9 protein-coding genes and 1 pseudogene are annotated in these 15,350 nt (G+C 38.4%); 7 read left to right on the forward strand and 3 right to left on the reverse strand.

The window, feature by feature from the left end; all coding sequences use genetic code 11:
* The first annotated feature begins 200 nt into the window (after positions 1-200).
* Positions 201-383, forward strand: coding sequence for a hypothetical protein (locus tag ACZ5A8_RS11225; protein ID WP_464529050.1), 183 nt, complete (start codon positions 201-203; stop codon positions 381-383).
* 589 nt (positions 384-972) lie between these two features.
* Positions 973-1,395: a secondary thiamine-phosphate synthase enzyme YjbQ gene (locus tag ACZ5A8_RS11230; protein ID WP_464529052.1), complete on the forward strand. Its 423-nt coding sequence runs from the start codon at positions 973-975 to the stop codon at positions 1,393-1,395.
* Positions 1,396-1,667: 272 nt separating this feature from the next.
* Here the strand turns inward: ACZ5A8_RS11230 and ACZ5A8_RS11235 are convergent, their stop codons facing one another.
* Positions 1,668-2,180, reverse strand: coding sequence for a serine protease (locus ACZ5A8_RS11235; protein ID WP_464529054.1), 513 nt, complete (start codon positions 2,178-2,180; stop codon positions 1,668-1,670).
* Between the two features lie 376 nt (positions 2,181-2,556).
* Between ACZ5A8_RS11235 and ACZ5A8_RS11240 the strand changes: the two are divergent.
* The 4 genes and pseudogenes from ACZ5A8_RS11240 (at position 2,557) to ACZ5A8_RS11255 (ending at position 11,116) form a co-directional block, all read left to right on the forward strand.
* A pseudogene (locus tag ACZ5A8_RS11240) lies at positions 2,557-3,987 on the forward strand (IS1634 family transposase).
* A 122-nt stretch (positions 3,988-4,109) separates the two neighbouring features.
* A complete protein-coding gene (locus ACZ5A8_RS11245) occupies positions 4,110-4,295 on the forward strand; it encodes a hypothetical protein (protein ID WP_464529055.1) in 186 nt (61 codons plus the stop codon).
* A 501-nt stretch (positions 4,296-4,796) separates the two neighbouring features.
* Positions 4,797-7,913, forward strand: coding sequence for a PGF-pre-PGF domain-containing protein (locus tag ACZ5A8_RS11250; protein ID WP_464529057.1), 3,117 nt, complete (start codon positions 4,797-4,799; stop codon positions 7,911-7,913).
* A 929-nt stretch (positions 7,914-8,842) separates the two neighbouring features.
* Positions 8,843-11,116, forward strand: a complete 2,274-nt coding sequence (locus ACZ5A8_RS11255; RefSeq protein WP_464529059.1) for a PGF-pre-PGF domain-containing protein — start codon at positions 8,843-8,845, stop codon at positions 11,114-11,116.
* Positions 11,117-11,383: 267 nt separating this feature from the next.
* On the opposite strand, the gene tnpB is transcribed toward ACZ5A8_RS11255, so the two are convergent.
* Positions 11,384-12,499, reverse strand: coding sequence for an IS200/IS605 family element RNA-guided endonuclease TnpB (gene tnpB, locus ACZ5A8_RS11260; RefSeq protein ID WP_464529061.1), 1,116 nt, complete (start codon positions 12,497-12,499; stop codon positions 11,384-11,386).
* Between the two features lie 173 nt (positions 12,500-12,672).
* On the opposite strand from tnpB, the gene ACZ5A8_RS11265 reads away from it, so the two are divergent.
* Entirely contained in the window at positions 12,673-13,452 is a 780-nt protein-coding gene (locus tag ACZ5A8_RS11265) for a DUF192 domain-containing protein (RefSeq protein ID WP_464529063.1), read from the forward strand.
* A gap of 421 nt (positions 13,453-13,873) precedes the next feature.
* Here the strand turns inward: ACZ5A8_RS11265 and ACZ5A8_RS11270 are convergent, their stop codons facing one another.
* Positions 13,874-15,211, reverse strand: a complete 1,338-nt coding sequence (locus ACZ5A8_RS11270) for an erythromycin esterase family protein (protein WP_464529065.1) — start codon at positions 15,209-15,211, stop codon at positions 13,874-13,876.
* Positions 15,212-15,350: the final 139 nt, after the last annotated feature.

Raw genomic sequence — 15,350 nt, forward strand, 5'->3', positions numbered from 1 at the left:
AAATAATGCTCATTTGTTCAGCTTCTTGGATATCCACGTGCATAAATACTGCCGTGTAAGAATAGTATTGTTTTTCGATCTTATTGTTTTTCGATCTTATTGTTTTTCGATCTCATGCTTTCAAGATACGGATTTTTAACTTTTCTGCGAAGATTCTTCTTTATAGAGCGTTCTCGTTAAAAATATTCATCAAATTAGATGTGTTAAAGCCCGGAACCTCAAGAAGCTTTCCGAATTTGATAGGTCCCTATGACATTTCCGGGGTAACTCTTTTCATGGGTGGAAACGACTGCAAATTGACCTATTATGGCAAGTCTTCTTTTGTTTTAGTAGAAATGGCAAAAATATATTCCCAGTACGCATCTCCAATAACATTGAATTAACCTTTCAGTTTTTCATTCAGTTAATATTTTTTGCCTGGCTATTAAATAATTTTAGAGTAAGAATGTTACAGGTAAGATTTAAAAAGACATTTTATAGTCTGTTAGTATATTTAATTTCCTACTATAAATAAAATTTATTGTATATTAATATTCTTACTCCGATACTGCTATAAATTCAACCAAAAAAACTATTTTGTAAAAAGCCAGCAACCAAAACTCACTGCATAAATAAGGCGAGAAGATATTATATAATTTATAAATAGAGAAATTTTTAACTAGTTTTCAATATAGAAATTTTTAAGTAGTCTTCAATAGAGAACTTTTTAAGTAGTTTTAATAACAGATCTGGACGTTTTTCAGTAAAGTAAGTGGTCATCTTAATTGAAAACCAGTAAAAACTCAATCCAAGAAACTTCAGGATTCCGTTTCTAGAATTGTATCTATTTTTTCCTCAATTTTCCTCGATTACGGAATAGCTTCTAAATAAAATTATGAAATTACGGAGACTGTTAATCCATTCTGTTAATGTATTTATATTACTTTTCAGGACTTGCAAGAATATATTAATCTAGCCTCATAATATCGTTTCATGCCTGTAGAAACAAGAGAAATTTCAGTCACTGGAAAAGAGGATTGCGGAATTGTTGATATCACTGAAACAATCTCAGAGGAAGTCAAAAATTCAAAAATAAGAGATGGAACAGTTACGGTTTTTTGCATCGGGTCAACAGGAGCAATAACCACAATGGAATTTGAGCCAAACCTCTCAAAAGATGTTTCAGAAACGCTTGATAAGCTGATTCCTCTGAATATGGACTATCATCACCATAAGACATGGGGTGATTTCAACGGGGGTTCCCATTTAAGGGCACTGCTTGTTGGCCCGAGCCTTACAATCCCTTTTGTTGAAAAAAGCCTGACACTCGGAACATGGCAACAGATTGTATGCATAAACTTTGATAGGATTGAGAAGGTGAGGAGAATTGTGCTACAGATTATCGGGGAATTTTAAAAGAGATTTTATTTTCTTTAAAGAACTTTGTTCTTTTAAAGGAATTTCATTTCTTTAAAAAAGCCTTGACACAATGCCAAAATCTAGTGATGAACTCAAAATTAAAAATCACTAGATTTTGAAAATGGTCACAATCCTTTGAACATGCCCTATTGATTGATGCCTGAAAATCCCGAATATTGAGTTTAGTCGAAGTCTGAATTCTTCCGGCAAATTCAGTGTTTCAATCAAAAAATGCAAAAATCACTGGATTTTGGACCAGAGTCAAAGCCTTATTTGTTATCTTTTATTTCATTGTCGTTATCCTTCAGGCTGCGGATAATGTCAGATGAAATTGCAATTCCCATGCAGGTATCCAGCGTCACCGAGGACATAAGTCCTATTATTTTCCCTGCCTGCGTGATAGGAGAACCGCTATCTCCGGGCTCCGGTATATTATAGCACTGGAAACCGAGAAAAAGTAGTGAAGCCCCGGCATTAACCACCCTGCATCTGATAGTATGAATATAATTGACAAGCACAGCTTGTTCCAGTTCAGCTGCCTTATCATCAAGTCCGGTAATTTCAAACATGCAGGCAGGGGTAAGCTCTAGCAGGGCTAAATCAAAATCTTTCAAAATGCTCGAAACAGCGAGTTCCATTCCGTCAACTGTTAAATGATCTCCTTTTCCACTACGAAATATATGAGAAACTGTGACCATGTAAGGCAATCCTTTGAGTAAGATAACAGCGCCGATTGTACAGCGTTTTCCCTTATAGAAAAAAGAACCGCCTGATTTTATCATGATCTTTCATCAACCTGCTGATTTGTTACCTGCTGATTCACTTAGTCATGGTTTATGGTATTTCAGGTGCTTATATTAAATTATTTCTTGATTATATTTAGTATTATATATAGGCTGAAAATTAGCTTGCAGTTTTACCAGGAAAGCAAAAAAGTTGATTTCGTTAGTCCTGAGTTTGGGGTTTTGAAGGTTAATTCTTAAAAAATCAGGCAAAAAGGTATGGTTGATTGAATTACTGGCAGGGCACCGGGGTCTTTAGCCTGTCCCAAAAGAAAAAGGACATTGTCGATGGAATCTCCGCTAAACTTCTTCAGTTCAACCTGAGTTTGACAGTTAGATAAAAATAAGTGCTCTTTGTTTTGTTTTATTCGGTCCAATGAACATCACAAAACAGAGAGCATTCCCTACAATTCCTAACAAGAATATATGTGTTCCTATCGGATCTATCCTTGCCGTCCAACTCTTTTATGAAAAACTTAATTTCTGTGATATTTTTAGTAAACATAAAAGCAAGGGTCTTGATCTCAATAGTTTACTGATAGGATTATTAAGCTACAAATTAACTGAGAATTTTAGCATCAAAGAAGCTGGCAAATGGTTAAATCAGGAAGAAATTCTTGAGATATTGAATCTTGAAAGGTTTCATGAAAGAGTTCTTTACAGAACTCTTGAACTGTTAGGACGTAACAGAGAGGAGATCCTCTCTGATATTCTGGAGTCTCTATTCTCTGTTTATGATTTTGAACAAACGAATCTAAACCTTGACTGGACAAGTATAGTCCTTTACGGAACTAAATCCAAACTTGGTAAATACGGATATAGCAGAGATCACAGACCTGATAAGCTGCAGATAACCGTTGGAATTAGTGAATTAGCTAACCCTATTAACATACCTATTGGAGTTACGGTGAATAGAGGAAATGTCCTTGATCTGGAGCATTTTTCAGACACTTATAATCAGGTAAAAAGTAGACTTAAAGAAGGCTCTCTTATTGTTTTTGATAAAGGAGCTAATACCATAGATAATATCAATATTATACAGGAAGATGAGATGGAATATCTCACTGCCATGAAACTGAATACAAGTGACGACAAAATAATTGAGAAATTTGATATGGAAAGAGCAGAACTGATAGATTCAAAAAAAGGTATATATGGAATAAAAATCGTTAAGCCTAGCAGCATTAAATATTTCTATTTCTCTGAAGCTCTACAGAAAAGGCAGTTATAATCAAAGGCAAGAGCTGTTATGAGAAAGTTAAAGGAAGCAAAAGAGATTCAGAAGGCCATCATAAACAACAAAAAGCTTCCTAAGAAATTCAGAGTAAATAATGAGTTGATTGAGATTGATTACTCTTTTAGAACTAAGCTCGAAGAGCTTAGTGACGAGGAAGCTATAGAACTCCTGAAAGCTTCACTGATTAACGGAAGAGAAGGATTTTTTTGTCTGAAATCAAACAGGGATTTGACACTTGAAGATGCATTGAAGATATACCGAAAAAAGGATTCTATTGAGAAAATATTCCATTCATTGAAAAACGAAATCCAGATTAAACCGTTGAGAGTGTGGTCGGATGATAGCATTTATGGAGCTATTATCCTTGGGTTTATCGCTCAATTATTCATATCGCTGATGCGATATGAATTTGAGGAGATTAAACACACGTCTACAAAATTCATTAAAAAAAGCTTGAGGAATTTGACACTTACAATCAAGTTTATGATAAATGGAGTCAAAAACTATATTTTTGCGAATTTTGATCGGATCAATAGTTTGATAGTAGCAAAAAGGAATGGAATTACATAGAATATATAATAAATTTTTATAAATTTAACCGAATTGTCAAGTCCAGTTGGGACAAAAAAGAACGGAAATGTCCAGTATCAATTAGTGGATGCTGTCAAACTTAGGTTCAAGCTCAAATCGATATGAAAAATCGATATGAAGATAGGTCGATACCCGTGAACTGGCAGTCCGGTCCTATAGTCCTCGAGACATCCATCTACTGTCGCTCTGTCCAGCATCCTGCATCAATAACAGAAGCGCCTTTCTATTTCCATTATCCTTATCAGTGCCTGGTCTTTCTGGAACTGGTGATCGCAATTCCGGTCTAACCTTTCGACAACAGTGATTATACATTATCAAATGACTGAAGTACGACTGCTTACACTCCGAGATTATGCCATTCTTTTATTGATTAATCATTCATGAATACTTTTCAAACATAGCGGACTTAGGTATAAATATTATAATGTTGTAGTATCGTCTGTATAACAATCTTAGTATTGTTTTCCAATTAAATTTCCACTCAAAAGAAGGCTGCGTGTATGTTATTTGGTTTAATCTCTAATTAAATGAGTATTTTTGAACATATCACAGTCCAAACACGAAGTTATACCGGGTACCTATTCTGGGGGTATAATGAAGTTGCAGCATACTAAAAAGGAAAATTCTCACTTTATTTATCAAAAAAGAAGCCTTTGCATTAGAATTGGAAAAGGGAGGCTTTTGAATCGCTGCATAAGAGAAAAACGTTTAATATTGTCTTTTAAAGGGGTCTGATCACGATGAAATTTCACAATTTAAAACCATATGTAAAATATGGATTATTTCTCATGGTTACAATTAGTCTGGTTGGCACTGCATATGCAGATACGGATCAACTTGTGTATTATAACTGGTGTGAAGACAATGGAAATACTATAGTTGATAATTCGGGACATGGAAATGACGGTATAAATGATGGCAGTACAACTTTTATTTTGCCAACCGGACAAATTGCGAGGCATTTTAATGGACAAAACAGAGTAACAATACCTGACAATGAACAACTGGCATTCACTGATCCATATATAACATTTGGGGTGTTTTTCCGTTATAATTATGACAATACAACTAATCCGACTAATTGTACATATTTAGTTTCTAAAGGCAATAACACATGCAGTATCAGTATTGATCATACGAATTCAATACTGGTTTATGAAATTTATGTAGATAGTCATGCTATTTCCGGCTATAGTGAGAGTCAGATAGAGCCTGATGAAGATTATGAGGCTATTGTGACATATGATGGTTCTCATGCTCAATTGTACATCAATGGAATTGCCAACGGAAAAGGTGTAGATTATACGGCAACTACTTTAAGTTCCAGCTATAACACGGATAGCTGGACAATAGGGTCATCTCCTGATATCACGTCCGGGCTAAATGGGGAAATTTATGCTTTTTATGTGTATGACAGAACGTTAGGTTCATCTGAAATATTAGATTTATATGTAAATGATATCCACAGAATAAGGGATTCAAATAAACCAGGAGGCATTGCTCTATCATGGGACGATGCCGGAAATATCCATACATGTTATCAATATCTGTCAATATTCCAGAAGTATAATGCTACGTGCACTATGAATATAAATAAAGTAAGCCACAGACCACAGGCTGTAATAAATGAATTAAATGAGCTGCATTCGGCTGGATGGGAAATAGCCGGGCATGGGTACAATCACGTAAATTCGGTTCAATTCTTAAGCAATAATACTTCTGCATCGTGGCTGGATCAGGAAATATTCCCGAACATTGTAGAAATCACCCGTTATGGTTATCCATCTTATACCTTAGCATATCCCTATTCGGCCAGAAATCCAACAACTGATGCAATATTATCTCCATATTTCAGGACTCTTAGAACAGGAGTCCCCTCGATCATCAATAATAATGTAAATGAGACAACGCTGGCTTATTACGATTGGGACAATGCTCGGCTCCTGTATGGTGTTGAAATAGACGACCAGAGGAATATTAGCTTACAATCTATAGAATATGGAATTGATTATGCAATAAGAACAGGTAACGTCCTGGTATTATACGGGCATACAATTACTCCAGTTGTTAATGGACCATATCAAACTTCAACATCCAGACTGGATTCAATTCTAAACTATACCAGCCAGAATGGTGGAGTATTTTATCACATGGGAGATCTGGGTAATTCGTCCTGGGTGCGACCCTCCAGGTTTTCTAATGTGACTGCAAATTATACAGTTTCTACAACTAATTTATTGGTCGGGGGAAGTGTGACATTTATAGATTACAGCGCCAACCAGACCACGGAACTGCTTGATTTCGGTGATGGTTCGCCTGCCAGCAGTACTGCAAATGTTATTCATACATATACAACACCAGGAACTTATACGGCTAATCTAACTGTAGCAAATGACGTTTCCAGTCAATCAATGACCAAAACAATTACGGTTATTCTGCCGGCAGCTCCAGTCGCTAATTTCACCAGTGATTTCACAGCTGGATTTCCACCACTGAATGTAGCGTTCACAGATACATCAACTGGACTTCCAACATCATGGTCATGGGATTTTGGGGACGGACAAATATCAATAAACCAGAATCCAACGCACACTTATTCTGCAGCAGGAAACTATTCTGTTAAGTTGAATGTGACTAATGACAGAGGATCAAATAATATTCAAAAAGTAAATTATATAACAGTACTGCCGCGGCCACCATCGGCTAATTTCTATTCAAATATAACATCCGGAAATATCCCATTAACTGTCCAGTTTAGTGACGCCAGTACCGGGTCTCCAACTTCATGGAACTGGGACTTTGGAGATGGACATACATCAATAAATCCGAATCCAGCACATACTTATTTCTCAGCAGGAAACTATACCGTTAACCTGACAGTAAGCAATGCAAACGGCACGAATTCAAAAACTGCTGTTATAACTGTACTGCAAGAGCAGGGAAATGAAAGCCCTGTGATGCCTGTAGCAGACTTCAGTATGAGTGCAACAGGTGGCTATGCTCCCCTTTCGGTGCTCTTTACTGACCTTTCGAAAAACGCAACATCGAGGAGCTGGGACGTTAACAATGACGGAACAGAGGATTCAAACGAATCAAGTTTTGTTTATGAATATGCTTCTGCAGGAATTTATACCGTTAAACTGACTGCAACCAACTCAAACGGCATGAATACAAAAACTGCTCAGATAATTGTGGATGGGAAGAACAACGGCGGAAGCAGCGGTGGCGGTGGCGGTGGCGGATCTCCTGAGCCTGCAAAAAATGTTGAAGTAAAGGAACTTTCCCAGGTCTTCATCACAAACGGAAAAGAGGTAAAATTTGACTTTACGAAGAATGCAACCTGCGTTGTGTATGTGGGCTTTGATGCAAAGAAGACTGCAGGCAAGACCACAACGATTGTCGAGCAATTAAAGAATAAGTCCGCACTTGTCTCCGAATTGCCCGAAGGAGAGGTATATAAATCCTTTAATGTGTGGGTCGGAAATAGCGGCTATGCAACCTCAAAGAACATCGAAAACCCGGTAATATGTTTCAGGGTTGTAAAATCCTGGATACAGGATAAAAAGATAGACCAGTCTTCCATTGGCCTGAACAGGTACAGCGAGAAAAAATGGACTAAGCTTCCAACCACCTTGCTAGCGGAAGATGATAAATACCTGTATTTCACTTCCAGCGTCTCAGGTTACTCATCCTTTGCAATAACAGGTGAAACGACAGCAAACGAAACAGAAAATGAAGTAAACCCAGCAGAAGATGTGATAACGCCTAAACCTGAAAAACAGGAAGATAAACAGAACAAAACCGCATCAGAAATTGAACAGAAGAAAAGAACAAGTATGCCTGGTTTTGAAATGATTTATTGTATTATCGGGCTGCTTGGAGTGTTCCTGCATAGAAGAAGATAAAATTGAATAAATTGCAGTTAGATGGTAGGGATAACTGGTCCCACCATCTAATTCCTTACCTCTTTTTAAGTTTGTTTAGGATTTTCAAAGTTTGTTTTTCAAAGGCAGTTTTAAAAAATATTATTAGCCCTGAATTTTGGGGTCAGAGGATTAATTCTCATGAAATAAGGCAAAAGATCCTGAGTATTCCTTATTGTGATTAGATAAAATTGGGTTTTTTAAGGGGACTTTACATTACGTGAAGCAAAACGCCAAAAGTGATAAGCTGTTCACCCTTAACAGCTATGTTTTTGAGATGATTAAGGCCTGGGAAATTTGGTTTTGGGAGGTCAGGTTAAAGCTTAAAGGGGTTAAGTTTTAAGGCTAGCAAGTATTAACGAGAAAAGGAAACAATAAAGACCTCTGTTTATTATTCACACTTTAGGCTAATTTCTGTAAACATAACGTATACAAGCGCATAAACTGGATAATTTACGTTCATAATTTCAATCCCTATGGCGTGTTAAAAACCTTTTTCTTTTTCTTTTTTTCTTTATCTTTATACTCAGACAAGTACTTGTTTTTTTGTGCATGATTGATATTTGAACTGAATAAATATTTATAGTAAGTGCAAAGTAGTTATAGTAAAGTAAAAATCTAACAAAATTTTCCAGTAAAGGAAAAACATAAAAATTAGAGTGATTAGCTCAAGAGATAAAATCTTTACACTTAACTCAAATCTTTACACCTAACCTGATGGTGTATTGTTCACCTGGCTTTCAGGCCTTCTACAAGGATATCTATGGATTGGTTGAAACTTGTCCGAAATTGTGGTTTAATCTCCAGTTAGATTTGAGACTTTTTTAGGATTTGCGCAGTTGAATTGAGGAACCAGTAAAATATGAATTCAAGGTGAAGATGATCTACGGGTGATAGAGTTGTTGAATCGAATGGTAAAAATATTTTTTTTTACAGGCTTCCTTATACTTACATGTGTTCCTGATGTCCTGTGTATGACACCTGCACCAGTAGTTTACGTTGCGGGAGACGGCAGTGGTGATTTCAACTGTTCTGGAGATAACGACCAAGTACAAATTAACGAGGCTCTTACATATGTTGCCGGAAACTTAGAATATACAACGGTCTACCTCAAGGGGCCTTTCACATACGATATAGATGATACTCTTCAGATTGGTAGTAACACAATCCTTGAAGGAGATTTCAATGCAACAATAAAGCTAGCAAGGAATGCTCGTTGGTCATCCACTAAACCATTGATTAAGGAAAAAAGTTCCAACAGTATGAACATTACTATACGCGGTTTTACTATTGATGGAAATCGAGGAGAAAATACCAATGTAATAAGCGGAGGAGGCTATTACAACCTTATCCACTTGAGCGATTGCCAAAATGTAAGTGTATATAAAATGCATCTGACCAATAACCACGGAGATGGCTTAAAGACTAACAATTGTTCTAATGTGAAATCCTATAATAATAAAGTATATTCGTTAGGGCATGATGCTCTATATGCCATTGACTGTTCAAACGTGGAAGCCTATAATAACACAATAACCTGTAGAACGAATAGTGGCCTGAGATTGTATAATACAAACCACGCAAGTTTCTATAATAACACTATTACCTCCGAAAATTCAGGAGGTGCAGGAATTGAAATCCAGAAGGAGGGATCGGATTCCGCAATGGATGATATTGAGGTATATAATAACGTAATATACAACACTGCGCTTTCGGGAATCTTTATTTTCGGATCAGGATCTTATCCCACGTCATCTGCAAATGTCCATGTCCACCATAACCAGATCTATGATACAGGAACTGATTCAAGCAGCAAAGTGATAGGCGGAATCTTATCCAATGGATTCAATGCTCTAATTGAAAACAACGTGATTGATGGTGCATATGGGGCTGGTATTGTGCAGAATAATGCATATTTCTTGGCTCCGACTGGCTCAGGGTATGTAATTACAGTAAGAAATAACATAATAACGAATACTCGCACATCAGCAGCCGGAGGAAAAGGGTATGGAATATATAACCTGCTTACAGACACACACTCCTTTGTCCTGCAAAATAACTCTTTCTATAACAATACAGGTAGCAATTATGCAGGTGTTCAGGCATCACTTTCGGATATAACAGCAGATCCTCAATATGCAGACAGGGATGGACACGATTACCACCTGAAGTCAAAAACAGGTCGCTGGAATGGGAGCAGTTGGGAGAATGACAGTATAAGTTCCCCATGCATCGATGCCGGATATTCTTTATCGGATTATTCTAACGAACCGGAACCAAACGGAAACAGGATCAACATCGGTCATGATGGGAATACGAGATATGCCTCAAAATCAGAATTGAGTATGTCAAACAATAGTAGTGAAAACAACAGTGATAGCAGTGATGATAGTGACAACAGCGACAATAGTGACAACAGTGACAGTAGTGACAGTAGTGACGGTAGTGACAACAATGGAGGTAGTAGCCACAGCAGCAGTGGTGGAAGCGGCGGCGGTGGTTCCCCTGAACATTCCAGAAACATTGAAGTAAAGGAACTTTCCCAGGTCTTCATTACAAACGGGAAAGCTGTAAAGTTTGATTTTACAAATAATGCAACCTGCGTAGTGTCTGTGGGCTTTGATGCAAAAAAGACAGTTGGTAAGACAACAGCCATTGTAGAGGTGCTAAAAAATAAATCTACTCTGGTTTCAGATCTACCTTCAGATGATGTATATAAATTCTTTAATCTCTGGGTTGGAAACGGTGGATATGGAACCTCAAATACTATAGAAAATCCGGTCGTCTGTGTTAAGGTTGAAAAGGCCTGGATACAGGATAAAAAGATCGACCAGTCTTCTATCACCCTTAATAGATACAATGATACAAAATGGAACCTACTTTCAACCGACCTATCAGGGGAAGATGACATGTACCTGTATTTCACAGCCAAAACCCCGGGATTCTCTCCCTTTGCAATAACAGGTAAGATTACAGTAAAAGAAGCTGTGATTGAAATACCACCTGAACCTGACACTCAGGATCTTGAACAAAACAATGGAAATACTGGGTCCGAAATTGAAACGAAGCCTGAGCAGACAGGAAACGCAAGTATGTCTGGAAAAGAAAACGTAGGTATGCCTGGATTTGAAATGATTTACTGTATTATAGGACTATTTGGAGCGTTCCTGTATAATAGAGAATAAAAATAGAATAAATTGCAGTTAGATAGTTGGGATAATTGACCTCACTATCTAATTTCTTACTTTTTTTAAGTTCGTTTTGGGTTCTTAAAGTTTCTTTTTTAAGAGCTCTTCCAGAAAAATATGATTTTTACTCAAATTTTCAAGCTTTTGTTCTTGTGAACTACCCCCACCTGCAAATCTGATGATTTGCGAGGAAGGGGCTTCTTGCTTCATTCCTCGAACTACTGTTCACAAGTCCACAAGCCCATCCCCTACGTTCCGTAGGTGTCAGATAACTATTAGATTTTGATCTTGAAGAGAGAATTTTTTGATATTGATAGCGGCGTTTATATCTCTGTCATGTTTTGTTTTACAATCAGGACATTCCCATTCTCTCACTTCTAAAATTAATTCTTTATTATAATAACCGCAAACATTACATATCTTACTAGATGGTTCAAACGTCCCTATCCTCAAAACTATTTTTCCGTACCATTCAGCTTTATACATTAGTTTTGTAATAAAGCTTGACCATCCAGCATCAGATATTGATTGAGCTAGACAGTGGTTCTTTTGCATTCCTTTTACATTCAGAGTTTCCAACGCTATAGCTTGGTTCTCGCTTATTAATCTAAAAGAGAGTTGATGTTGGAAATTAGTTCTCTGGCTAGTAATAATCTCATGAATTTTGGCAAGATGATGTCTTGCTTTATTTCTATTTTTAGAGCCTTTCTGTTTTCTTGACACTCTTTTTTGAAGAACTTTAAGCCTTTGAAATGAGTTTTTCAGGTATTTCGGATTCTCTATTTTTTCTCCATTGGAAAGAACTGCAAAATCCTTAATACCTACATCAATTCCTATGGTACTTGATTCTGATATTTCTTGTTTTTCAGGGGGTTCTTCTCCGTCATCTACAAGAATAGATATGAAGAACTTTCCAGTATTTGATCTTGAAATAGTTGCAGTTTTCATTTCCCCTTCAAATCTTCTATGAAAAACTGCTTCAACTTCACCCAATTTAGGGAGCTTAATTACATTTCTATCAAAATCTACTGTATAATGTTGTGGTATTTGATAAAACTGTACTGGATTTTTCTTAGATTTGAAATTGGGAAATCCAGATTTTTCTCTAAAGAATTTTGTAAATGCTGATTCTACATTTACCAAAGAGACAAGTAGAGCCTGAGAATTAGCTTTTTTCAACCATTCATTAGAAGGTTTGACTTCATGAACTAAAATCCTTTGTAAGTCAAACCTTGATATTGATTTATTATTTTGTTGATAAGTTTTAATTTTCTGTTCTAAAGCCCAATTATAGACAAATCTACATGCACCAAAATGAAGAGTTATTAGTTCTTCTTGATTTTTATTTGGGTAGATTCGGTATTTATAGGCTTTTAACATACTATATTATATGGTTTAAAGAGATATATAAATTCCGTTAAACCTATTATAATGAAGTTGACGGCTTTCATCCCCCACCTGTCGGGCTACGCCCTCCGAGGAAGGGGACTTCCCGCCTTAGAGTTAAAAATTTTTAATTTATGTTCAAATAGGCAAACTGCAGAAATGCAGATTTGAGCAGGAAACTTTTCGATGAGATCCCGATTTTTAGTTTGTTAAACTGTCCGCCGGAATTTTCCCGCAGAGCAGGAAGAATTATTTATTATATTCTTGCTATTAATTTAAGGGAGCGAAAAAATAAGACGGTACAAATGGATAAGCAATGGATTCTGGTTACATTCCTGATTCTTGTATTCATAGTCAGCACCGGAGCGGGGCTACCGGGAAAAAGCCCTGAAGTTGAGAGCTCCGAAACCGGTCAGGTTTGCATTAAGGATAGCTGCTTCTCAGTCGAGATTGCAGCAACCCAATTTCAGAGACAGTATGGACTCATGGATCGGGAACATCTCGATCCTGACAGAGGGATGTTATTTGTTTTTGAAAAAGAAGGATACCATCATTTCTGGATGAAAAACACCCTAATACCTTTGGACATTATCTGGATTAATTCAAGCCAGGATATTGTCTATATAGAGAGAAACGCTCAGCCATGTACTCCGGATTTTTGTCCATCTATCGATCCCGGGAAAAATGCCAGTTATGTCCTGGAAATAAATGGGGGCCTATCCGACAAATATGGTATAAATGTAGGGAATAAAGTAAACATAAGTTACGCAACCTCGTCAAATGTAACCTCGTCAAATGTAACCTTGTCAAATGTAACCTTGTCAAATGTAACCTTGTCAAATGTAACCTTGTCAAATGTAACCTTGTCAAATTCGAGAGATAATTTTCTAACTAGAAAACGTGCAGTAATTTATTACTCATTCTGGAAGTTTAAATGGGCCTTTTGAGTGTGTTCAATATGCTTGGATAAAGTACAGGTGGCTCACTTTGGAGATATTCTCGGAGGATGGCATCCCACCAATTATCTTCATCATCTACAATAATCATATTACAACTTGATTGAGAGGCAATTTCATTGATTTCCCTCTCACTCAATTACTACAATAATTTAGTTTATTTCTTGTTTCGGTGTGAGTTATTGTACCTTCGTTTCTTATCGTAAATTCTATAAGACACTGGAGACCGTTATCTGAGCGGTACTCTGCGAAGGACCTGGAACCTACTGGTGAGAAATCCAGATGCTTCAAAGGTCTCAGCGTGACATTTCGAGAAAGATTTCAACAGAGACGCTTTCGTCCCCTTTTCACTCACCAGTTTCATTGACCTGAAAGCCTGCCATACTGATGGCTGCCAGAGCATCGAAGAGTTTTACTGTTGTAGCTGCGGTCCACCACGGTTGTATGCCGTTGAATCCAGGCTAGCCAACCAGTCGAAGTCGGTGAAGCTTTGAGGAGTCAGTGGGAAGTAAGTCGGGTTCCTTATGCTGCCTGAGCGAGTAGGAAGATCTGCGATTTCCGAGGCTGAAAGCCCCTGACCTCTCTGAGTTGGAATGAATCGCACCGGCCCCGGCACTGCAGTCAGCCGCTCCTCAAGAGTGCCGGCTTCGGGATGGCCGATGCCATTAGCTTCAGAAACGCCCACTGCAGAGCCGATGACGGCATATCGCGAGCCGAATATCTCATTGAGGTGAGATCCTACCGGCCACCATATTAACAAATCATTGCCAAGTTGCCATTCTGCCTTTCCACGCTTCAGGTGGCTGTTGTGAGCAAAGACAAATACTTTCCCCCTGCCACTTTCACGGGAAACGATGTACTCCAGGTTATCCGCCATCATCACTTCACGGATGCCGAGGCCTTCAACAATCCGTTTCCCTGGCTCCGACTTTCGCGCCAATGTGGCGTGATAGTTTAGCAACTGCCGTGCAACCATTGCATAATGCACGGCTTCCAAATAGCGGCTTTCATCGCTCTTAGCCACCAGTTCGGGGCGGCGTACGTGCAGCTCTGTAATGAGATCCTCAGTCTCAATTCTCAAAGCAGTCGCTGCTGGTGAAAGGCCTATAGACTTTGTCGGATCCATCATTGCAGCAGGATTTTCCCAATTGGAGTCAAGGCCAAGAAGCGGGTCGATGCGTTCGCGATGCTCTTTTCCGCTGACACTATCAATCGAGACGAGGTAATCGAGAACAAAATGCAGGACCTGGCGCGGACTATCGGTGCAGGTCATTTCGGTCGGGCTGTCGAAGCCGTAAAACCGGAGTTTAACGCGATGGGAAGGATTGGCGTTATACCCCCGCATCCACTCCACGAGTTCTCTATTTGCATCGAGTCGGCCGAAACCGTGGCTAAATCCGATTTCCTGTACAGCCTCATACGATTCCGGCCCGCGACCGGCTACGTACTCGTTCACGATATGCGCCCGGGGGAAACTGCTCTCGATGGCAATGGCGCTGTAGCCATGCTTCTCAACCATGCGCTGGAAGAGCCGGTTGCGGAGTAGAAGAATGTCCTCGCCGCCGTGGAGTGCTTCTCCAAAGCCAAGCAGCTCCACAGAGTCGTCAAGTGAGGCGATGACCCTGTCGACGGAGGCGTTGAAGGTTTCGTACGAATCGACGGAGAATGGAATCGCTTCGTGCAGAATCCAATCGTCGAGTGTGGTATACACCGGGTCGAAACTTCTCTGAAGCGATGGATTTTCTTTCATTTTCCCAAGACCTCCTGGTAATTAGACCATTCATACATTTTTTACATTAATCCTTTTCCGTTTAAGCCAACGACTTTTAATTCTTCCGGTGCCGGGTCTTTGGGGTGTAACTCTGGGTTTTGTGACCAGCTCATCAAAT

This window comes from Methanosarcina subterranea (assembly GCF_055385895.1).